Annotated in this window: 17 protein-coding genes; 10 read left to right on the top strand and 7 right to left on the bottom strand. The window is 69.2% G+C overall.

Translation table 11 applies throughout. The annotated features are described in order from the left end of the window. Window positions 1-64: 64 nt before the first annotated feature. The gene (locus HR086_RS31410) at window positions 65-1,501 is read right to left on the bottom strand and encodes a triacylglycerol lipase (protein WP_174467484.1); all 1,437 of its coding nucleotides are present in this window, start codon (window positions 1,499-1,501) and stop codon (window positions 65-67) included. A gap of 387 nt (window positions 1,502-1,888) precedes the next feature. Between HR086_RS31410 and HR086_RS31405 the strand changes: the two genes are divergently transcribed. Together HR086_RS31405 and HR086_RS31400 are read left to right on the top strand one after the other, a co-directional pair. After that, window positions 1,889-3,124, top strand: coding sequence for a beta-eliminating lyase-related protein (locus HR086_RS31405; protein ID WP_174467483.1), 1,236 nt, complete (start codon window positions 1,889-1,891; stop codon window positions 3,122-3,124). A gap of 83 nt (window positions 3,125-3,207) precedes the next feature. Next, complete coding sequence (locus HR086_RS31400; protein WP_141647343.1) at window positions 3,208-3,402, top strand: hypothetical protein; 195 nt, start codon at window positions 3,208-3,210, stop codon at window positions 3,400-3,402. 133 nt (window positions 3,403-3,535) lie between these two features. On the opposite strand, the gene HR086_RS31395 is transcribed toward HR086_RS31400, so the two are convergent. Beyond that, window positions 3,536-4,822: an MFS transporter gene (locus HR086_RS31395; RefSeq protein WP_174467482.1), complete on the bottom strand. Its 1,287-nt coding sequence runs from the start codon at window positions 4,820-4,822 to the stop codon at window positions 3,536-3,538. A 162-nt stretch (window positions 4,823-4,984) separates the two neighbouring features. Here HR086_RS31395 and HR086_RS31390 point away from each other — a divergent pair, with 162 nt between their 5' ends. After that, window positions 4,985-6,403 (top strand): hypothetical protein, encoded by a 1,419-nt coding sequence (locus HR086_RS31390; protein WP_174467481.1) that lies wholly within the window; start codon window positions 4,985-4,987, stop codon window positions 6,401-6,403. 18 nt (window positions 6,404-6,421) lie between these two features. On the opposite strand, the gene HR086_RS31385 is transcribed toward HR086_RS31390, so the two are convergent. Genes HR086_RS31385 through HR086_RS31365 form a run of 5 tightly spaced genes read right to left on the bottom strand, consistent with a single transcriptional unit; the run spans window position 6,422 to window position 11,473 of the window. Continuing rightward, window positions 6,422-7,558 (bottom strand): ABC transporter permease, encoded by a 1,137-nt coding sequence (locus tag HR086_RS31385; RefSeq protein WP_174467480.1) that lies wholly within the window; start codon window positions 7,556-7,558, stop codon window positions 6,422-6,424. 16 nt (window positions 7,559-7,574) lie between these two features. Then, window positions 7,575-8,708: an ABC transporter permease gene (locus HR086_RS31380; protein ID WP_174458375.1), complete on the bottom strand. Its 1,134-nt coding sequence runs from the start codon at window positions 8,706-8,708 to the stop codon at window positions 7,575-7,577. Between the two features lie 7 nt (window positions 8,709-8,715). Then, a complete protein-coding gene (locus HR086_RS31375) occupies window positions 8,716-9,654 on the bottom strand; it encodes an ABC transporter ATP-binding protein (protein WP_174467479.1) in 939 nt (312 codons plus the stop codon). Then, a complete protein-coding gene (locus HR086_RS31370) occupies window positions 9,651-10,412 on the bottom strand; it encodes an ABC transporter ATP-binding protein (protein WP_174467478.1) in 762 nt (253 codons plus the stop codon). Before HR086_RS31370 ends, HR086_RS31375 begins: the two co-directional genes overlap by 4 nt. Then, on the bottom strand, window positions 10,409-11,473 hold the full coding sequence (locus HR086_RS31365) for an HlyD family secretion protein (protein WP_141647350.1): 1,065 nt from the start codon (window positions 11,471-11,473) through the stop codon (window positions 10,409-10,411). The genes HR086_RS31370 and HR086_RS31365 overlap by 4 nt, the downstream gene beginning before the upstream one ends. Before the next feature lie 409 nt (window positions 11,474-11,882). Here HR086_RS31365 and HR086_RS31360 point away from each other — a divergent pair, with 409 nt between their 5' ends. The 7 genes from HR086_RS31360 to HR086_RS31330 all read left to right on the top strand — a co-directional run. Further along, complete coding sequence (locus HR086_RS31360) at window positions 11,883-12,122, top strand: hypothetical protein (RefSeq protein ID WP_174467477.1); 240 nt, start codon at window positions 11,883-11,885, stop codon at window positions 12,120-12,122. A gap of 74 nt (window positions 12,123-12,196) precedes the next feature. Further along, complete coding sequence (locus HR086_RS31355; RefSeq protein ID WP_174467476.1) at window positions 12,197-12,805, top strand: TetR/AcrR family transcriptional regulator; 609 nt, start codon at window positions 12,197-12,199, stop codon at window positions 12,803-12,805. Then, window positions 12,802-14,022, top strand: coding sequence for an MBL fold metallo-hydrolase (locus HR086_RS31350; protein ID WP_174467475.1), 1,221 nt, complete (start codon window positions 12,802-12,804; stop codon window positions 14,020-14,022). The genes HR086_RS31355 and HR086_RS31350 overlap by 4 nt, the downstream gene beginning before the upstream one ends. Continuing rightward, window positions 14,019-14,729: an NAD-dependent epimerase/dehydratase family protein gene (locus HR086_RS31345; RefSeq protein WP_174467474.1), complete on the top strand. Its 711-nt coding sequence runs from the start codon at window positions 14,019-14,021 to the stop codon at window positions 14,727-14,729. Before HR086_RS31350 ends, HR086_RS31345 begins: the two co-directional genes overlap by 4 nt. A 10-nt stretch (window positions 14,730-14,739) precedes the next feature. Beyond that, window positions 14,740-16,086, top strand: a complete 1,347-nt coding sequence (locus HR086_RS31340) for a HAMP domain-containing sensor histidine kinase (RefSeq protein ID WP_174467473.1) — start codon at window positions 14,740-14,742, stop codon at window positions 16,084-16,086. Then, the gene (locus HR086_RS31335) at window positions 16,076-17,515 is read left to right on the top strand and encodes a sigma-54 dependent transcriptional regulator (protein ID WP_174467472.1); all 1,440 of its coding nucleotides are present in this window, start codon (window positions 16,076-16,078) and stop codon (window positions 17,513-17,515) included. The genes HR086_RS31340 and HR086_RS31335 overlap by 11 nt, the downstream gene beginning before the upstream one ends. A 91-nt stretch (window positions 17,516-17,606) precedes the next feature. Next, on the top strand, window positions 17,607-18,651 hold a 1,045-nt coding region (locus HR086_RS31330), incomplete at its 3' end, for a CocE/NonD family hydrolase (RefSeq protein ID WP_174467471.1).

The following is an 18,651-nucleotide window of genomic DNA, read 5'->3' as shown; positions in this document are numbered from 1 at the left end:
GGGCTCGGATCGGCGCGCGGTGAGGAATCCGCGCGCCGGTCCGACTGGAGGGGAAGGGACGGGGCTACTCGGCCAGGTAGCGCAGCGTCAGGTCGAGCCCCGCTGTCGAGCGCAGCGAGCCGAAGTGGTTGGCGATGAAGCCCCGGTTGAAGTAGCCGCTCGTGTCGTAGTCGTTGAGCGTGGTCAGCGTGTTCGTCACGCAGCCTTCCATCTCGATGCGCGAGGCCGCCTCGGACACATAGAAGTCCTGGTAGTTGGTGCCCCGCTCCTTGTCCGTCATCGTGAGGGTGAAGTACTTCACGACGTTGTCCCCGCACTGGCCCGTCTTGCCGAAGGCGTAGTCGCCGTCCGCGCAGGGCGTGGCGAACAGGTCGCGCGGCCCGTTGAGCGGCTTGTGGAAGTACGTCTGGGAGTAGTTCGAGCGGCTGCCCATTTCACAGACGATGGTGCCGCGCATGGTGCTGTTGGTGGTGCAGAGCGAGCTGGGCGGGTCATACGTGGATACGCCGTGGTTGGCGCCCGAGCCCAGGATGACGTGACTCACCTGGGGGAAGGGGTTGATGGCGCCGGCCAGGCCGGTGCGCCACTCCACGTACAGCCGGCGCAGGGCGTCGCGCGCGACCGTCACGCCGAGCGAGTGCGCGATGAGCGCCACCTTCCGGTTGGGTTGGTCCTTCATCACCGCCTTGATGAGCGACTGGAGGATGGGCGTGGACCAGCCATGGTCGATGTTGCCCGCGGCGTTCTGGGTGGTGTTGTTGGTGGACGGGTCGATGCCCGAAACGATGTCCGTGCGGAAGTCCACGGCGATGACCCGGTAGCGCTGGGCGATGAGCGTCTCCGCGAGCTGCGCGCGGGCGGCGGTGTCCCCGGTGAACTGGACGTTCTCCGTGGCGGTGTTGACCGACGTGCCCGGCGGCAGGAGGAACTTCTCCCAGGTGTGCGGCCGGGTGGAGTTGCCGTGGACGAGGATGATGATGGGCTTGGAGGTGTCCTCGTTGGCCTGGGCGTACTCCTTGGCGGCACAGGAGAAGCCGGGGATCCTGGCCACGTCACCGCCGATGAAGTCGGTGGCGCTGTTGGGACCTCCGAAGGCGGTGTTGCCCGTCCACTTGCCGTCGTTGTTGCCGTCCTTGTACGGCGTGGTGCCGGTGCTGTTCGCCTTGTCGTAGTAGAGGTTGTCGACGGAACAACCCGGATGGTTCGACAGGGGCCGGTACTTGCCGTCATAGGCGCGGTAGGTCTCCTGCGTCTGCGGCGCCGCGGTGGTGATCTCCTTCATCTCCTCCGCGTCCTGGATGGGCCAGGTCGCGATGTCGATGCTCGCCGCCTGAAGTTCGGACGTCTTCGCGGCGATGCGCTCCCGGCACGCCTTGATGGCGGCGGGGACCTCGGTGTCCGGACCTGGCCCCTCGACCACTGGATCCTGGTTCGAGCACGCCATGCCGACCATGCCGACAACAGCCACCACCGCGCGGAAAACCCTGCGACGCGTTGCCATATGTAGCTCCGTTGCAATCGCTAGCTGTGTTGTGGGGAGAGGCGCTGGCACGTCTTTCCGTGACAGCACCGCGATCCGTACCAAACGGGTGGTCCCGGCGGCAAATGAAGTTGAAGGGTGATTCACCTTTCTTGTTGGTGGGACATGAATACTGAATCAGTACTGCGATGCGTCAGAGGCCGGAGGACGGTCGGATATTGCGTTGCGTCAGGGATTGGAGCGGGCGGTGTGGGTGGAGCGCGCAGCGTCAGGGATTGAAACAATGTGTCCGGACGCGGGACTGGGAGGCGCGGGAGTGTGTCGGAGGCGGGAATCGGATGAGCCGTGGCGGCGCGGGGGCTACGCTCGAGGGAGCGGCGGAGGCTTGCCCCGTGGTCGAGGTGTCCCGTGTCCCGTCATCAGTTCAGTCGCAGTGAGTTCCTGTCGTTGACCAGCCTGCTCGCGGGGACCGCGCTCTGGAGTGCTCCAGCGCGAGCCGCGTCACCCGCGCCGGCGAAAGCCCGCAAGGAGGCGAAGGGCGCTCCCGGGGAGTTGTCACGGGCGGAGGTGGAGGAGATCCGCCGGGCCTGCCGCGGAACCCTCACGGGTGTGTACGCGTCGGATGACCCGGGCGCGGAGCTCGTCGCCATCGGCGAGTGGATGCGTCGGCAGGGCGTGACGGGGGACTTCTACGGCAACAGTGAGTTCATCGACGGCTTCGAGAAGAAGGTCGCCGGGATGCTGGGCTTCGAGGCGGGCTGCTACATGCCGACCGGCACCATGGCGCAGCTCATCGCGCTGCGGAGCTACGCGGACGCGGCGAAGAACCGGAACTTCGGCGTCCACCCCTCGTCACATCATGTGTTGCACGAGGACAGCAGCCACGTCCTGTTGCATGGGCTGCATGACGTCATCCTCTCGCCCTGGAACCGGCCGATGCTGGCCGAGGACGTGCTCGAGTCACCGGAGTCGCTCGGCGTCGTCAGCGTCGAGCTGCCGGTGCGGTGGCTGGGCGGTCAGCTCCAGACGTGGGAACAGTTGGAGGAGCTGAAGCGGGCGTGCCGCGAGAAGGGCGTGAAGCTCCACATGGATGGGGCGCGGCTGTGGGAGTGCCAGCCCTTCTACAATCGGCCCCTCTCGGAGATCTGCCGGGGCTTCGACTCCGTCTACGTGTCCCTCTACAAGCGCGTGGGCGCGCTGGGCGGCGCGATGCTGGTGGGTGGCCGCGACTTCATTCGCGAGGCGCGCATCTGGCGGCACCGCCATGGGGGGAACCTGTTCCACCTGACGCCCTATGTGGCCTCCGCGGCCATGCGCCTGGATGGCGTGCTGGCGCGAATCCCGGGGCAGGTTCGTCGCGCGAAGGCGCTGAGCGAGGCGCTGGCCGCCGACACCCGCCTCACCGTGCAGCCTCGTCCGGCGCAGACGAACGCGTTCCGTGTCTACCTGAGAGGTGACGCGCAAGCGCTCTCGATGCACGCCTTCCGCGTAGCGCGGGAGACGGGCATCTGGACGGGAGGGTTCGGTCCCACGCGCGTGCCCGGAGTCGTCGCGACGGACCACGAGGTGAGCGAGGGCCTGGACAAGGTCTCCGATGCGGACGTCGTCCGCGCTTACCGCCGCCTCCTCGACGAAGCCGCGTGAGCGAGGCGGACGCTCGCCAGGTCGCTTGTCCGGCGAGTGGCCGCCTCGGTTGCGGAGGTCGAAAGCTGCGTTACGTCGAATGCATGACCGAAGCACACCCAGCCTCGCGCGACTTCACGATTCCCGAAGGATGCCCTGTCTGTGCGGCGGACCTGCCGGTGCGTGTCACGGCGTCGGGTCCCAGTGGCGTCTGCAAGCACTGCGGATGGCTCGGGCGCCCCGTCATCACCGTGACGCACCGAGGGCTGAGCGTCAGCTACGAAGGCGCGCGGGCCTGAGAGACACAGCGCATCCGGGTTGGGCCAGGGCCGCGCCCGGATGCGGCTCGCTGGCCTCGGATGGACCCTCGGTGTGATGCCCTGGCCCTCGCGGGCAGGAGCCGTGGACCCGGGCGCCGCGTGTGCGCTCGCGTCAGCCCGCCTGGGCCGAGGAGGCCTCCGCCGGCTGTGGCTCCGGAGGTGAGGTGTGGCCCGCGGACTCCAACCTGTCCACCTTCCGCAGCTCGGGGAAGCCCCAGGCCCAGATGGCGACGATGGCCAGCGTGCCCACGGCGCCCGTGACGACGGCCGGAATCGCGCCCACATGCTCCGCGAGCCAGCCGGCGCGGAACTCACCCAGCTCGTTGGATGCGCCGATGCACATCATGTTCACCGCGCCCACGCGCCCGCGCATCTCGTCCGGTGTCGCCATCAGCTCCAGCGTGTGGCGCACCACCACACTGACCATGTCGGCGGCGCCCGCGATGGCCAGCGCCACCAGCGACAAGGGCAGGGACTTGCTCACGCCGAACACGAGCGTCGCGGCTCCGAAGATGGCCACCGCCGTGAACATCTTCCAGCCGGCCCGACCGCCCAGGGGACGCATCGCCAGGATGATGGCCACCGCCGCCGCGCCCGCCGCTGGCGCGCACCGCAAGAGCCCCAACCCGAAGGGGCCGGTGTGCAGGACATCCCGCGCGTAGATGGGCAGGAGCGCCACCGCGCCGCCCAGCAACACGGCGAAGAGGTCCAGCGTGATGCTCCCCAGCAGCAACCGCTGCCGGCGCACGAAGCCCAGCCCCGCCACGAGCGTGGTGAAGGACAGCGGCTGCGCCGAGGCCCGCCCGGTCCGCACCTTCAGCGAGAGGATCCACACCACCGTCAGCGCGCAGAGCGACGCGGAGCCCAGGTAGGCCCCGGTGGCGCCCGCCCAGCCGTAGAGGACTCCGCCGACCGCCGGGCCCGCGATGGTGGCCACCTGCCACGTCGTGGAGTTCACGGCGACCGCGCGCGTCAGCTCGTCCTTCGGCACCAACTGCGCCGTCATCGCCGACCCCGCGGGGGCGTAGAACGCGCGAGCCGTGCCGAAGAGGACCAGGACGCCGTACACGAAGCGCACGTCCCGGATGTGGCCCAGGGAGAACGCGAGGAGCGCGAGGCTGCACAGCAACATCACGCTCTGACAGATGGCCAGGATGATGCGGCGATCAAACCGGTCGGCGACCTGGCCACCGACCAGACAGAAGGCGAGGAAGGGGATGAACTGGGAGAGCCCCGTGTAGCCCAGCGCGAGGGCGCTGCCCGTCACCTCGTAGACCTGCCAGCCGATGGCCACCGACTCGATCTGCATGGCGAGCACCGCGCAGAGCCGGGCGATTTGATACGTGCGGAAGTCGCGGTGGCGGAAGACGGAGAGGGCGGAGGCGGCGGTCTGGGACATGCTGGAGCGGGGCTGTAACGCACGCCCGCCGGGCTTTCCAGTCACAGTGCGAGGACGCGCGAGCGAGCACACGTGCCGCCTGTTTCCCTGGTCGCGAGTCCCCACGACGGGTGCGTCCTGGACTACGGTAGCGCCCCCTCTTCGAGGCTTGGAGCCGTCACCATGGCGCCGCGTCACTGGCTGATGCTGTCCTGCGTGGTAGGTCTGTCTGGCTGTGGTCCCCAGGAGTCTTCGCTCCCCGAGGTGGCCGACCCGGGCGGCACGGTCGCCGCGCTGGCGCAACAGGGCACGGTGCAGCTCAACCTCCTGTATGTGCACGGTGTGAAGGGCTGTCAGGGACAGCGCGAGCGTGCCGAGGGCTCCCTGGACGAACTCGACGCGGCCATCAACGCCGCGCTTCCCGCGCGCATCGCCGCCTACGAGGCCGCGCATCCCGGGACGACGGTGGTGGTGCGCAGCGCTCGCGCGAACCTCTACACCGCGCCTGCCTCCGCGCATCACCCCTCGGACTCGACGAATCCCTTGAACATGGATGACTGGGAGGCGGGAGACCCGGGGTGCTCCGCGTCACGCCAGGGCGCGCCCTGCACCACGGCCTACGAGTGGCGCTACCGGCTGGCGCGCGAAATCGAGCGGAGATTCCCCTCGGACGCGAAGAACGTCCTGCTCGTGGGCCACAGCACCGGCGGTCGGGTGGCCTTGGAGGTCGCCGCCAACGTGGGCGTGGACGGTGTCGGCACCCAGGACTGGGGCGTGCAAGGACGCATCGCCGGTGTGGTGTCCATCCAGGGCATGGTCGATTCGCTGGGCACCAGCAAATACAACGTCGTTGGCGCGGCCAGCTTCGTCACCACCTGCAAGAACGGAGAGGTCATCCTCGGGTACGGGGACTCGTGTGCTCCGGGCAACGGGTGGTGCGAGTACGCGGGCAACGTCGGGGGCTTCCCGGCGGCGGACTGGGTGGCGCGCAACAAGCACGCGCTGATGCTCACGTCCTGGGCGAGTTGCTCGCCCTCGCTGTGGACGGGCTACAGCGACGGCTCGTTGCCCTTCGATGCGCAGGGCAGTGGCCTCGCCGTGGGGCTGGGCATGACGCCCGCGGCGGGCAAGACGTGGCGGCCGTCCCACGGCATCAAGTACGGCTCGTTCTGCCACGGCACCATCACCGACCCGAGCGCGTCCGGACATGCGCAGGCCGTGACCGCCGCGAGGGACCGCATCCTCGACTGGGTCTTCGCGCGGGCCACGGGCGTGGCTTCCAGCGGGAGTCTGAGCACGTCGTCGTCCATCGCCTACAACGCCTCGACGCCCACGTACGCCATCGGCACGGGATGTCCGACGGGGAAGGGCGACGAAGGACTCCAGGTCGTCGGCGTGTGCAAGCACCCCGGCTACTTCGATGGGGATGACCACGCCATCGCCGCGAGCGAGCTGACGCTGACGGATGGCCCCAACTGCACGGGGGCCTTCAAGTGGACGCAGCGGCACGACAGCGGCAACAAGCACGCGGCCACGTTCTGGTGGAAGACCCAGTCGCTCCCCGAGGAGCAGGGCCTCCTGGCGACCCTGCCCGCGGATTGAGCAAGCACCCTTGGGGGCTCAGGCCGAGGTCTTGTGGAAGCGGCGCGCGGCCACGGCCATCATCATGGCGCCGAAGACGGCGAGCGCGAGCACCTGCCGCCACAGGTCCGCCAGCCCCGCGTCCCTGAGCAGCGCGCCGCGCAGCACCTCCACGTAGTAGCGCACGGGGTTCAGGTACGTCACCCACGCCAGCCAGTCCGGCATTGCCCGGATGGGACTCATCACTCCGGACAGGAGCACCGCGGGCAGGACGAAGAGGAACCCTCCGACGAAAGCCTGCTGCTGCGTGCGGCTCACCGTCGCGATGAGCAGCCCCACGCCCAGCGTACACAGCAGGTAGAAGAGGGTGGCCACCGCGACGAGCGTGAGGCTTCCGCGCAAGGGGACCTTGAAGACCCAGGCTCCCACGCTCAGCGCGAGCCCCACGTCCACCAGGCCAATCAACAGGAACGGTGTCACCTTGCCCATCATCAGGATGCCGGGCCGCAGCGGCGTCACCTGGAGCTGCTCCAGGGTTCCCGTCTCGCGCTCGCGGGACAGGCCCATGGCCATGATGACCGTGGTGACGATGAGCAGCAGCATCGCGGCGATGCCCGGCACCACGTACACGGACGTGGACAGCTCCGGGTTGTAGAGGACGCGAGGCACCAGCTCCACCGGGGAGCGGGGGGCCGCCTCGCCCTGGCCCTGGGCCTGCTCACGCGCCATGCGCATCGCCCGGAGCACCGCGTACTGCGCCACCGCGTTCGCCGCGACGGACGAGCGGGTCGGGTCCGAGCCATCCACCAGCGCCTGTACCTGGGCCCCCTGGCCTCGCAGCACGTCCTTCTGGAAGTCGCGGGGGAAGATGAGCGCCACGGAGGCTTCGCCGCGCTCCAGGGCCTCCTCGGCGGCGACCTCGTCGGCGACCTCGGCCTTCAAGTCGAGGGTGTCCCCGGCGAGCTGGGCGCGGGCGTAGTCGCGGGTCTCCGCCGTCTTGTCCCGGTCCACCACCACCGTGGGGACATGGCGCACGTCGAAGTTCACCGCGAAGCCCAGCATGAAGAGCTGAATCAACGGAGCCAGCGTCAGGAGCGCCATGACGCGGCGATCTCTCGCCGTCTGGCGCACTTCCTTCACCACCACCGCGCGGTACTGCACCATCAGCGGATGCATGCTCGCGAGCCTCCATTCAGTCCAGACGTCGTTGGAAGCGACGGGTCGCCACCGCCAGCACGAGGGCCGCGAACAGGGCCAGGGCCACCAACTGCGGCCACAGCACGTCCAGGCCATTTCCGCGCAGCAGCACCCCGCGCAGCGTCGCCACGAAATACCGCGCCGGTATCAGCGTGCTGATGAGCTTGAGCGGCGGCGGGAGGTTCTCAATCGGGAAGATGAAGCCTGACAGGAGCATCGACGGCAGCACCGAGGTGATGGTCGCCACCTGCGTCGCCACCACCTGGTTGCGCGTCACCACGGAGATGAGCAGCCCCTGGCCCAACATCCCCACCAGGAACAGGAACGAGCCCAGCCCCAGGGCGAGGAGGCTTCCGCGCACCGGCACGTCGAACACCCAGGCGCCCACCGTGAGCACCAGCAGCACCTGGAGCAGGCCGATGCCCAGGTAGGGCAGCAGCTTGCCCACGACGATCTCCAATCGGCCCACGGGCGTCGCGAAGAGCTGCTCCATCGAGCCCCGCTCCCACTCGCGCGCCACCGTCAGCGCGGTGATGAGCACCGCGACGATGGCCAGGAGGTACGCCGCGAGTCCCGGCACCAGGAACATCGCGGAGCGCGCATCCGGATTGAACAGCGTGCGCACGCGCGCTTCCAGCGGAGGCGCGGTCACCCGCACCGGGCCTCCCAGGTTCCGACCCGCCATCTCGACCAGGGCCTGGGCCTTGGCGAGCGCCTGCGTGGCCGTGTTGCCGTCCGAGCCGTCCACCAGCAACTGGACCTGGGCGCCCCCGCGATTCACGTCCTCGGCGAAGCCCTTGTTGATGAGGAACACGCCCGTCGCGGCGCCCCGGCGCAGCGCTCCGAGCGCCTCGTCCGGCGACGTGCCGTCCTGGACGACCACGAACTCCTGGGACGCGGTGACCTGGCGCACCAGCTCTCGCGACAGGTCCGTGCGGTCCTGGTCCACGACGACCAACTCCAGATGGTCCACGTCGAAGCTGATGCCGAAGCCGAACAGCACCAGCATCAACACGGGCATCGCCAGCGCCAGATAGAGGGTGCGGATGTCCCGGCGGATGTGCAGCACTTCCTTGCCCGCCATCGCGAGGATGCGTCCCATCCGGCGATTCACACGTGTCGCGGCCATGGGCGCTTTAGTCCTCTCCCCGCTGTGCGCGGGCGGTGAGCGCCAGGAACACGTCGTCCAGCGTCGGCGCCGAGTCCTCCAGCTCCAGCGGGTCCACGCCCCACGCACGCAGCCAGTCCGCCAGGGTTTCCGCGGACAGGCGCTCCGGGTCCACGCGCACGGTGGCGCCGGAGCCGAAGCGGCTCACATCCAGCACGCCCGCCATGCCGCGCAGCGAGTCCAGTGCGGGGGAGAGGCGGGGACCGCGCACCTCCAGCACCCGGCCGGGCGCGTGCGTCCGCTTCAGTCCCTCGGGGGTATCCAGGGCCACCAGCTTCCCGTCCACCATGATGCCGATGCGCGCGCAGTTCTCCGCTTCGTCCATGTAGTGGGTGGTGACGAAGACGGTGGTGCCGCGTGAGGCGAGATCGCGAATCAACTCCCAGAAGGAGCGTCGCTGCACCGGGTCGACGCCCGCGGTGGGCTCGTCCAGGAAGACGATGCGAGGCCGGTGAAGCACCGCGCTGGCCAGCGCCACGCGCTGTTGCATTCCTCCGGGCAGCGCGCCCGTCACCTCGTCCTGCACCGCGCCCAGTTGCATCCGCTCCACCATCTCCCCGATGCGCGTCTTCAGCTCCCGGCCATGGGCGCCATAGGCCGAGGCGAAGAACTCCAGGTTCGCCCGCACGCTCAGGTCCAGGTACAGCGAGAACTTCTGGGACATGTAGCCGATGCCGGCCTTCACGCGCTCGGGCTCCTGGCCCACGTCGAAGCCCGCGACACGCGCGCCTCCGCCCGTGGGCTTCAGCAGTCCGCACAGCATCCGGATGGTGGTGGACTTGCCCGCGCCGTTGGCGCCCAGGTAGCCGAAGATTTCGCCCGCGCCCACCTCGAAACTCACGTCGTCCACCGCGGTGAAGCTCCCGAAGCGTCGCGTGAGGTGATGCACCTCGATGGCCGGAGTCATGCGGCCCTCCCACCGGTGCGCTTCTCGACGAGGGCCAGGAACACCGCCTCGAAGTTGGAGGCTGCTACCCCGTGCTGGCGCGCCAGCTCCCGAGGGTCTCCCTCCGCGATGAGCTCTCCCGCGTAGAGGAGGCCCACCCGGTGGCACCGCGCCGCCTCGTCCATGTATGGCGTGGAGACGAGCAGCGTCATGCCTTCGTGGACCAGGCCGTAGAGCAGCTCCCACAGCTCGCGGCGGCTCACCGGGTCCACGCCGTTGGTGGGCTCGTCCAGGAGCAGCACGCGGGGGCGGTGGAGCAGGGCGCACGCCAGCGCCAGCTTCTTGTACATGCCGCCCGACAGTGCGTCCGCGCGCCGGTCCGTGAAGCGGCTCAGTCGGGTGATATCCAGCAGCTGCTCACGTCGCTCGGAGAAGTCCTTTCGCGACAGGCCGAACAGCTGCGCGAAGAAGTGCAGGTTCTCGTCGACGCTCAGGTCTCCGTAGAGCGTGTTCCGCTGGGGCACCAGGCCCAGCGACTCCCGCACCGGGGAGCGCGAATCCGCCGGGTCCTCACCCAGCATCTTCACGCGCCCCGCGTCCGGAAGGAGCAGCCCCGCCATCAACCGGATGGCCGTCGTCTTCCCCGCGCCGTCGGGTCCCACCAGTCCGTAGACCTCTCCGGTGTGGACGGCCAGCGACACACCCTTGAGCGCCTGCGTCGCCCCGAAGCCACGGCGCACGTCCTCCAGGGCCACGTCCACGTCCGGGCAGGTGCTCATGGCCGCTGCTCCGCGACCGCCGCGTCATTCACCGGCCCCAGGGTGATGTCCACGGGCATGCCCGGAAGCAGCACTCCCTCCGGCGCGTCGATGTGCACCTCGACGGGATAGACGAGACGGTCTCTGTCTCCGCGCGTCTGCACGTTGCGCGGCGTGAAGGCGGCCTCGCGCGCCACGGTGACGACGCGCGCCTGGAAGGTCCGGTCCGGATACGCATCCGCGCGCACCGTGGCGGACTGACCCGGCTTCGCCGCCGCCAGCTCCGCGTTCGGCAGATAGAACGTCGCCTTGGGCCGGTGCGTGTCCACCAGTCGCGCGACAATCGCTCCCGGCAGGGCCAGCTCGCCCACCTCCAGCGGCAGGGTCTCCACCGTGCCGCTCAGGGGCGCGCGCAGCTCGCACTCCGCCACCGACACCTGGGCCCGGCGCACCGTGGCCTCCGCGGCCTGGATGGCGCGCAGGGCGGACTCGGCCTGCTGGAGACTCGCGCGCTCCTGTTCGGTGGCGGCGCGAGCTTGTCGGGACGCCGCGGTGCTCGCATGTCGTGCCGCCGAGAGCTGCTGCTCCAGGGACTGGGCATGGGCTCGCGCCTGGTCCAACGCGGCCGCCGTCGTCGCATCCCCCATCTGCTGGAGCCGGTCCGCCTGTCGCTGGGCCAGTCCCTGCTGGTCCGCCAGTGAGGCAATCTGCGACTGGCTCCCCTCGGCTTGCGCGGCGACGGCTTCACTGCTGCGCCCCGCGGCCACCGCCGCCGCGCGCGCACCGTCCGCCTGCGCCTGCGCCATGGCCAGTCTCGCGGAGGCTTCACTCAGCCCCGCCTCGGGCTCGGTGCAGTCCAGGGTGACGAGCACCGCGTTCTTCTCCACGCGCCCACCTTCCTCCACGTGTCGCGCCAGCACTCGCGCATTGAGCCGGGCCCGCACGTCCACCGCCGTGCCCTCCACGACTCCCGACCCTCCGGCCGGTCCCTCCGCGGCCCGCCGGTCCTTCAGGATGCGCACGCCCAACAGGGTGGCGAGCACCACCACCAGGACCACGAACACCACGACGGCACGTCGCATGGAGCCTCTCCTCGATGCCGCGGTTTCCCCCCGCGGTGACGCCCGCCTTGATGGCAAGGCCCATGCCAGCGCTCGCTCGCCGTGAGCACTCACGTGGGTGTCGGAGGCCCGTGCGGAACCCCTGCCGGAAACCCGGCACCCCCGCCGGAAGGCCGACACCCGTCAGGTGCGTTGGCGGGGGCGCTCCTCGCCTCGGATGGAAAGGTGCGCATGCCCCTTGAGGAGAGCCTTCCTTCCGAGGAGAGAAGGGGCTTTCGCCACGCCATCTTCATGCTTCTTCACGGGTTCGCGCCCACCCACCGTGGCACCTTGCGCACGCCTTCCTCGAAGGATGAGGACGGTGGCATCGCCATTGCTCATGAACCGCGCGCCACATTCCGTGCGCACCCGTTGAAGGCGAAGAGGCCCCATGCTGCTCGACATGTACCTGTTCTTCTGCCTGCCGTTCCCCGCTCCGCGCACGCCCAAGGCCAAGCCCGCGCCTCGCCGGGGCCGAGTGAGCGGACGCGGCTCGACGACTTCCCGAACGCCCCCTCGGCGCGTCGTGAAGGCGGCGAGCGGAAAGGCGGACAAGCCCTCCACCGGAGCCCGTCGGACGTCGAAGCCCGCGCTGCGAGTGCTCGACGGAGGCCGCGCCGGCGTGCGCTGAGCCGAGGTCGCGGCCCCTGGGGTGGGGGTCGATTGAATTGACAATCTGGGTCCATCTTGTCAAATCTGTCCAAGATGGGGACCGAACTGAAGTCACCCGAGAAACCGCCGGACGACGCGCGGCGGAACCGGTTGCTGGACGCGGCGCTCGGCGTCTTCCTGCGCTACGGCTTCCGGAAGACTTCCATGGACCAGGTGGCCCGGGCCGCCGACGTGTCGCGCCAGGGGCTGTACCTGCACTTCGCGACGAAGGAAGACCTCTTCCTCGCCACGTTGCAGCACTCGATGGAGGTCTCGCTGCGGCTCGCCAGCGAGGGGCTGTCGGATGTCTCCCTTCCGCTGGAGGAGCGGTTGGTGCGGGGCTTCGATGCCTGGGTTGGCCGCTACGTCGGAATGCTGGGTGCGGACGCCAGGGATTTGTCCGAGGTCCTGAGCGCCTCCGGCGTGCAAGAGGTGGCGACGCGCCATGAGAACTTGTTCCTGGAGGCGGTGGCGAAGCTGCTGCGCGCCTCGGGACTGGTCGCCGCCTACAAGTCCACCGGCCTCACCGCGCGGCAGCTCACCGACACGCTCTACGCGACGGCGCGGGGGCTCAAGTACAGCAGCGGTACGCGTGAGGCATTCGTTCAAGGCATCGGCGTCGCGATTCGCGCGCTGTGCATGCCCCTGGGAGCATCCCGATGAAGACGCGAGGTTGGCGGCGTGTCCTGCGCCGTGGAGCGATGGGACTGGGCGCGGTGCTGGCGGTGGGCATCCTCGTGCTCGTCGTGGATGGCCATACGGGCTTCGGCAAGAGCGCCACGGGGGCTCGGCGGGAGCGAATGGAGCGCTCGCCCCAGTGGAAGGACGGGCACTTCGACAACCCCCAGCCGCTGGTGAACCACTTCGGGGAGATGATGTCGGGGCTGCTCCACACCAGCCCCCACACCAGTCCCGGGGAGCCGCTGGCGGTGGAGCACATCAACCCCCAGCGCTTCCAGTCGCCGCCCGCGACGGGCCTGCGGGTGACGTGGATGGGGCATTCCTCGCAGTTGGTGGAGATCGACGGACATCGCATCCTGACGGACCCCGTGTGGAGCGAGCGCGTCTCGCCCTACTCCTGGGTGGGCCCCAAGCGGTGGTTCGCGCCGCCCATCGCCCTGGCGGACCTGCCTCCCATCGACGCGGTGGTCATCTCGCATGACCACTACGACCACCTGGACCGGCCGACGCTCCTGGCGTTGAGGGACTCCGTGAAGGACTCCAAGCTGGTGTTCATCGTGCCGCTCGGCGTGGGTGCGCATCTGGAGTACTGGGGCATTCCGGCGGAGCGCATCGTGGAGCTCGACTGGTGGGAGCGCACCCGGGTCGGGGAGCTGGAGGTCGTCGCCACCCCCGCGCGCCATGCCTCCGGGCGGTTCCTGTTCGACAAGGACTCCACGCTCTGGGCCGGTTACGCGCTCATCGGCGCCAAGAACCGCGCGTTCTACTCCGGTGACACGGGCCTGTTCCCGGCCATGCGGGACATCGGCGAGCGGCTGGGGCCCTTCGATGTGACGATGATCGAAACGGGGCAGTACCACCGCGCCTGGCCGGACTGGCACATCGGTCCCGAGCAGGCGGTGTTGGCACACCAGATGCTACGGGGAAAGGTCATGATTCCGGTGCACTGGGCCCTCTTCGGGCTCGCCTACCATGGCTGGACGGAGCCGGCTGAACGGGCGCGCGCGGCGGCCGAGCGCCTCTCCGTGACGCTGGTGCTGCCCAGGCCTGGACAGAGCGTGGAGCCGGAGCTCGAAGCAGCGGGTGTTCGGCAGCGATGGTGGCCGGAGCTGGCGTGGGAGACCGCGGAGCAACATCCCATCCTCTCCACGGGAATGGGGACGCCCGTGACGGCGAACCAGCCCGGAGGCCAGCCATGAAGGTCCTCCTCTTTGGCGCGACGGGCATGGTGGGGCAGGGAGTGCTGCGCGAGTGTCTGCGCTCTCCGAGCGTGGAGCAGGTGCTCGCGGTGGGTCGTGCGGAGACGGGGCAGCGTCACGAGAAGCTGCGTGAGCTGTCGCTCAAGGACTTCCTGGACGCGTCCTCGGAGTCCTCGCTGGACGGCTATGACGCCTGCTTCTTCTGCCTGGGCGTGTCCTCGGCGGGGATGAATGAGGAGGACTACCGGCGGGTGACGTATGACCTGACGCTGTCGGTGGCGCAGGTGCTGGCGCGGGTCAACCCGAGGATGACCTTCATCTACGTCTCGGGCGCGGGGACGGACAGCACGGAGAAGGGGCGTTCGATGTGGGCGCGCGTCAAGGGGCGCACGGAGAACGCGCTGCTCGCGATGCCGTTCCGCGCCGTGTACCTGTTCCGGCCCGGAATCATCCGGCCGATGCACGGAATCGTGTCGAAGACGCGGGTCTACCGGGTTCTCTACAAGGTGCTCAGCCCGCTGTACCCGGTGCTCAAGGCCGTGGCTCCCGGGTTCGTGACGACCACGGAGGCGGTGGGGTTGGCGATGGTGGCCACCGCCGAGCTGGGGGCGCCGAAGAAGGTGCTCGAGAACGACGACATCAACAACCTGGCGCGCCTCTATTCGCAGCGGCAGGCCAGCATCCGGGCCGGGCTCACCTCGACCTGACAAGGTGGACATGGACCCGCGAACCCGGCGCAGCTACGAGGCCCTCCGGCTCAAGCACATCGGCCGCATCTTTGGCCGCATGGTGCGCCTGCGTGCGTATGGCGGCATCCTGCTGATGGTGGCTGTCGCCGGGGCGACGCTCATGGATGGCGCGCCCTGGCGCCGCATCTGGTTGCCCATCCAGGTGGTGTTGGCCCTGTCGTTCTTCTTCTTCGAGCTGCGCCGTTACGAGCGAGAGGGCCTCACGGAGCGCAGCATCTCCGGCAACCTGACGTTGGGCATCATCCTGGAGCAGAGCCTGACGTGGGGGACGGGAGGGCTGGCCAGTCCGTTGCTGCCGCTCGTCCTCCCGCTGGCCTTCGTGGGGGCGGCGGTGCTCCCTCCGCGTCAGCGGCTCCTGTTGATGTTGGAGGAGCTGGGGCTCGTGTCCCTGCTGGCGGCGGCGCACCTGCTCGAGTGGACTCCCCCTTTGCACCTGTCGTTCCTGGGAGAGCCGCCTCGCGAGATGCTCCTGGCCCTCGCGGTGTTCATCCTGCTCCTGGTGGTGGCCGCCAACATCGTGGGCGCCGCCGTCCGGGGCACCTTCGAGGACATGCTGGCGGAGTCCTTCCATCAGCGTGACGAGCTGTTCGCCACGCATCGCGCCCACGCTCGGACGCTGGAGTCCTTGTCGGGAGAGATTGCCCACGAGCTGAAGAATCCCCTCGCCACGGTGAAAGGGTTGACGCAGCTCATGCGGCGCGAGCCGGAGCGCGCGCAGCCGTCGGAGCGCCTGGAGGTGCTGGCCGGCGAGGTGACGCGCATGCAGGACATCCTGGAGGAGTTCCTCAACTTCTCGCGACCGCTGGTTCCGCTGTCCGTCAGCCAGGTGGACCTGGCGGCGCTGTGTGACGAGGCCGTGGTGCTGCACGAGGGCCTCGCCGCCGAGCACGGTGTCCGACTGGCCCGGGGCGGTGATGGTCCGGTGGTCGCGGCGTGTGATCCTCGCAAGGTGAAGCAGGTGGTGATGAACCTGCTGCACAACGCCATCGACGCGAGTCCACGGGGAGGTCAGGTGGTGGTGGATGTCGAATCCGGCAGCCTGGGAGATGTGCGCGTGTTCATCCGGGATTCGGGAGCAGGGCTGTCACCCGAGGTGTCCTCGAGGGCCTTCGACGCGGGCGTCACCACGAAGTCGAAGGGCTCGGGGCTCGGCTTGACGGTGGCCCGTGCGCTGGCGCGGCAGCATGGTGGCGAGGTGACGCTGCGCAACGAGGCGTCCGGGGGCTGTGTGGCGGAGATGATGTTGCCGCGCGAGCTTCCCGCGGACACCCTGGGCCCGGTGAGGGACGTGCGCGAGGTGGCCCATGCGCGGTGAGCCGGGCGCCGTATCGCGCGTGCTGGTGGTGGACGACGACGCGGGCGTGCGCTTCACGCTGCGGGAGATGTTGCGCAGCCTGTCCGGCGTGGAGGTGGAGCAGGCGGAGGACGGCGAGGCCGCGTTGGAGAAGCTGGCGTCGCGCGCGTTCGAGTTGGTCATCACCGACCTGCGCATGCCCCGGATGGACGGCATGGAGCTGGTGCGCCGGGTCAGCGGGGTGCCCCACGCGCCGCGCATCATCGTCATCACGGCGCATGGCTCGGAGCGCTTCGCCGTGGAGGCGGTGAAGGCGGGCGCCTATGACTACTTCCGCAAGCCCTTCGACGTGGATGAGCTGCTCGCCGTCGTCACGCGCGCCCTGGAGTCGGTCCGGCTGCGCCATGAAAACGAGCGGCTGACAGGGGAGCTGAACCTGTCACGCTCCATGGTGTTCTCCTCGGAGCCCATGGGTCGGCTGGCGCAGTTGGTCCAACGCGCTGGCTCCCGCGACGTGACGGTGCTCATCACCGGGGAGAGCGGCACCGGCAAGGAGCGGGTGGCGGAGGCCCTGGTGCGCGCCTCACCGCGCGCGAACGGACCCTATCTGCGCTTCAACTGCGCGGCCCTCACCGAGGAGCTCGCGGAGGCGGAGCTGTTCGGTCACTCGAAGGGTGCGTTCACGGGAGCGAATCGGGTCCGCCCCGGGCTGTTTCGCGAAGCGGACGGAGGCACGCTGCTCTTGGATGAAGTCGGAGAGCTGGCGCCTCCACTCCAGGCCAAGCTGTTGCGGGTGCTCCAGGAGGGCGAGGTCCGCCCGGTGGGAGAAGACCGGCCGGTGAAGGTGGACGTCCGCATCCTGGCCGCCACGCACCGGGACTTGCGCAAGCGCGCGGCGGAGGGGCAGTTCCGCGAGGACCTCTACTACCGGCTCAACGTGGTGCAGCTCCGCGTGCCGCCGTTGCGCGAGCGCCCCGAGGACATCCCCGTGTTGTCACGGATGTTCCTGGACCGCTTCAGCGGCCGGTTCCACACGGGCCCGTTGAAGGTGCCGCCGGGCTTCGTGGAGCGGCTGATGGCGCTGCCCTGGCCCGGCAATGTGCGCGAGCTGGAGAACACCCTGGAGAGCCTGGTGGCGCTGTCGAGCGAGGGAGAGCTGGACCTGTCCCTCCTGCCGACCTCCGAGCCTCGGTCGGCTGGCGCCGCGTCGACGGGGCCCGTGGCCGAGGGACTCCGGAGCGAGGAGGGCGAGGCCGCCACGGGGATGGGGCTCAAGGAGCGGGTGGAGGCCTATGAGCGGGGGCTCGTACTCGACGCACTGCGCATCGAGGGAGGAAACCGCAGCGGGGCGGCTCGGCGGCTGGGGATTGGCCGGGCCACCCTGCACGACAAGCTGCGCAAGTACGGGCTGGACAGTGCCCCGGACGAGGGCGGAGAAGGACGGAGCTGACGTCCCCTCGGGCTCGGGAACAAACGGCCTCCCGGGCCGTTCGGGGGCGGTTGTGTCCCCCACGATGTCGCGTCCCTTTACTGGAGCGTGCATGTCCCCCGTGTCTCGCAGTCTCGCGGCGCTGCTTTGGTTGTCCCTCGCAAGTCCCGCCGTCGCCCAGACGCCGCCACCGACTCCGTCGAAGGCCCCCGGTGCCTCGACACCTGAGCGCACGGAGCGCATCCGCTCGCGCTACACCAAGTTCGAGTACCGCATCCCCATGCGGGATGGCGTGAAGCTCTTCACCTCCGTCTACATCCCCGTCGATGCCTCTCCCAGCAAGCGCTACCCCATCCTGATGGTGCGCACGCCCTACAGCGTCGCGCCGTATGGACTGGACCGCTACAAGACGCAGCTCGGGCCGAGCGAGGCGTTCGAGAAGGAGGGCTTCATCTTCGTGTTCCAGGACGTGCGTGGCCGCCTCATGTCGGAGGGCGACTTCGTCAACGTGCGTCCCATCAACCCGAAGAAGGGCGCGAAGGACACCGACGAGAGCACCGACACGTTCGACACCATCGACTGGCTGCTGGCGCGCGTGCCGAACAACAACGGCAAGGTGGGGCAGTGGGGCATCTCCTATCCCGGCTTCTACGCCTCCGCGGGTGCCATCAGCGGCCACCCGGCGCTCAAGGCGGTGTCTCCGCAGGCGCCCATCGCGGATTGGTTCTGGGACGACATGCACCGGCATGGCGCCTTCAACCTGTCGCTCGCGTTCAACTTCTTTTCGGGGTTCGGCAAGCCCCGGCCGGCGCCCACGGACAGCGAGGACTGGGCGCGCTTCGAATACGGCACGCCGGACGGCTACGAGTTCTTCATGGACCTGGGCCCGCTGAGCAACGCGGAGACGAAGTACTTCAAGGGCGACGTCGCGTTCTGGAAGGACGTCACCGCGCATCCCAACTACGACGCCTTCTGGCAGGCGCGGAATCTCTTGCCGCACCTGAAGGGCCTGAAGGCGGCGATGCTGGTGGTGGGCGGCTGGTACGACACCGAGGACCTGTACGGCCCCTTGCGGACGTACGCGGCCATCGAGAAGCAGAACCCGGGCGTGGCGAACACGCTGGTGATGGGCCCGTGGCAACACGGGGGGTGGGTGG

It is taken from the genome of Myxococcus sp. CA039A (assembly GCF_013336645.1).
GTDB lineage: Bacteria > Myxococcota > Myxococcia > Myxococcales > Myxococcaceae > Myxococcus > Myxococcus llanfairpwllgwyngyllgogerychwyrndrobwllllantysiliogogogochensis.
Note: the sequence above shows the minus strand (reverse complement) of the source record. Positions and strands in the feature narration are given on the sequence as shown.

Bases quoted from the DNA above. Each gene is read 5' to 3' on its own strand.
- HR086_RS31410 (WP_174467484.1), bottom strand. From the start codon at position 1,501: ATGGCAACGCGTCGCAGGGTTTTCCGCGCGGTGGTGGCTGTTGTCGGC.
- HR086_RS31400 (WP_141647343.1), top strand. From the start codon at position 3,208: ATGACCGAAGCACACCCAGCCTCGCGCGACTTCACGATTCCCGAAGGA.
- HR086_RS31395 (WP_174467482.1), bottom strand. From the start codon at position 4,822: ATGTCCCAGACCGCCGCCTCCGCCCTCTCCGTCTTCCGCCACCGCGAC.
- HR086_RS31390 (WP_174467481.1), top strand. From the start codon at position 4,985: ATGGCGCCGCGTCACTGGCTGATGCTGTCCTGCGTGGTAGGTCTGTCT.
- HR086_RS31385 (WP_174467480.1), bottom strand. From the start codon at position 7,558: ATGCATCCGCTGATGGTGCAGTACCGCGCGGTGGTGGTGAAGGAAGTG.
- HR086_RS31380 (WP_174458375.1), bottom strand. From the start codon at position 8,708: ATGGCCGCGACACGTGTGAATCGCCGGATGGGACGCATCCTCGCGATG.
- HR086_RS31375 (WP_174467479.1), bottom strand. From the start codon at position 9,654: ATGACTCCGGCCATCGAGGTGCATCACCTCACGCGACGCTTCGGGAGC.
- HR086_RS31370 (WP_174467478.1), bottom strand. From the start codon at position 10,412: ATGAGCACCTGCCCGGACGTGGACGTGGCCCTGGAGGACGTGCGCCGT.
- HR086_RS31365 (WP_141647350.1), bottom strand. From the start codon at position 11,473: ATGCGACGTGCCGTCGTGGTGTTCGTGGTCCTGGTGGTGGTGCTCGCC.
- HR086_RS31360 (WP_174467477.1), top strand. From the start codon at position 11,883: ATGCTGCTCGACATGTACCTGTTCTTCTGCCTGCCGTTCCCCGCTCCG.
- HR086_RS31355 (WP_174467476.1), top strand. From the start codon at position 12,197: ATGGGGACCGAACTGAAGTCACCCGAGAAACCGCCGGACGACGCGCGG.
- HR086_RS31350 (WP_174467475.1), top strand. From the start codon at position 12,802: ATGAAGACGCGAGGTTGGCGGCGTGTCCTGCGCCGTGGAGCGATGGGA.
- HR086_RS31345 (WP_174467474.1), top strand. From the start codon at position 14,019: ATGAAGGTCCTCCTCTTTGGCGCGACGGGCATGGTGGGGCAGGGAGTG.
- HR086_RS31340 (WP_174467473.1), top strand. From the start codon at position 14,740: ATGGACCCGCGAACCCGGCGCAGCTACGAGGCCCTCCGGCTCAAGCAC.
- HR086_RS31335 (WP_174467472.1), top strand. From the start codon at position 16,076: ATGCGCGGTGAGCCGGGCGCCGTATCGCGCGTGCTGGTGGTGGACGAC.